Consider the following 1,247-nt stretch of genomic DNA (forward strand, 5'->3'; position numbering starts at 1 on the left):
GTGCGGTGCTGGGGGTTCGGTGGTGCGGTTGGCGCCGTCGGGGCCGTGCCAGGTGACGGTGCCGTCGGGGGCGAGGTGGGGTCGCCACCGGCTCTGTTGCTTGAAGCGGTGGTGGCGCCGGCAGAGGTCCTCCAACCCGGTCGGGCTGGTCTGGCCGACGGGCCATGGCCGGACGTGGTCGAGGTCGCAGTGCACGGCGGGTCTGGTGCAGCCCCACATCCGGCACGTCCCGTCCCGCGTCTTGACGAACTCGCTGATCGCCTTCGGTGGCTTGTACGCGGCAGTGGTGAGGGAGGCCAGGGTCCCGGTGTCGGCCTCGAGGACGGCGCGGGCCACCTCGAGCGGCAGGACCTTGAAGAGGTTGGCGAGGGTGGCGGGGTCGACCCAGCCCAGACCCGGCAGCTGCGTCCCCGACACCGCGTACCCCGGCGACACGACCGCTTGCGTGTAGGCGAGGTCGCCGTCGAGCTCGGCCGGCTCCTCCAGCCAGGACAGCTCCTCGCGCGAGTCCGGGTCGAGGTCGCCGTACCGGACGACCTCCCCGGTCGTGGCGTCGATGAGGGTGTCCTCGTCGTCCCACTCCACCCGGAACCTCGTCCCGCACTGCTCCTCGGGTGCGGGCCGGTCGGTCACGACCGGCACCCCGAGGGTGACCTGCGCGCTGACCTTGACGTTGCGCAGCACGAGGTCGGCCAGCGCGTCCGCCCGCGACTCCGGCACCGACAGCGCGCCGTCGCTCTGCCGGTAGTCACCGGCCAGCTCCTCCACCGCCGCCCACATCGCCGAGGACGTCGCCGTCGGCACGGACGCGAACCAGTCGCTCAGCCCGTCCTCCCCGGGCCGGACCTCCACGCACCGGCCCCGCTTCCGCAGCGCCACGTGCGCCGCGACCTGGTCCGCCGCCACCCGCGTCGCGACCCGCCGCGCCTCACCCGCGACCCGCGCCGGGTCCATCCCCGCCAACCGGGGCGCCAGCGCCGCATCCACCTTCCAGCAGGCCTCGGCGTCCAGCCCGGCGCACGCGTCGACCACCTTCTGCACGTTCACCACGGCCACCTCGCCCGCGACGAGCAGCTCGCGCACCCGCGGGAACCGCTCACCCAGCGCCGCACCCAACGCCGCCTTCCGGCCCGCGACCCCCTCGGTCAGCCCCGTCGCGAGCGACATCCGCGTCGAGGCCATCGCGTCGACGAACCCCACCGGGTGCACCCGCTCCCACGAGCCCGAGCGCACCGTCGTCTCCACCC

Annotated in this window: 1 protein-coding gene; it reads right to left on the minus strand. The window is 74.6% G+C overall.

Annotation, left to right across the window (positions count from 1 at the left end; all coding sequences use genetic code 11):
- Window positions 1-1,247, minus strand: a 1,247-nt coding sequence (locus tag IG69_RS0119430; RefSeq protein ID WP_157577745.1) for an HNH endonuclease, incomplete at both ends; no start/stop codon positions are given.

This window comes from Phycicoccus jejuensis, from assembly GCF_000720925.1.
In the GTDB taxonomy this organism is placed as follows: Bacteria; Actinomycetota; Actinomycetes; order Actinomycetales; family Dermatophilaceae; genus Phycicoccus; species Phycicoccus jejuensis.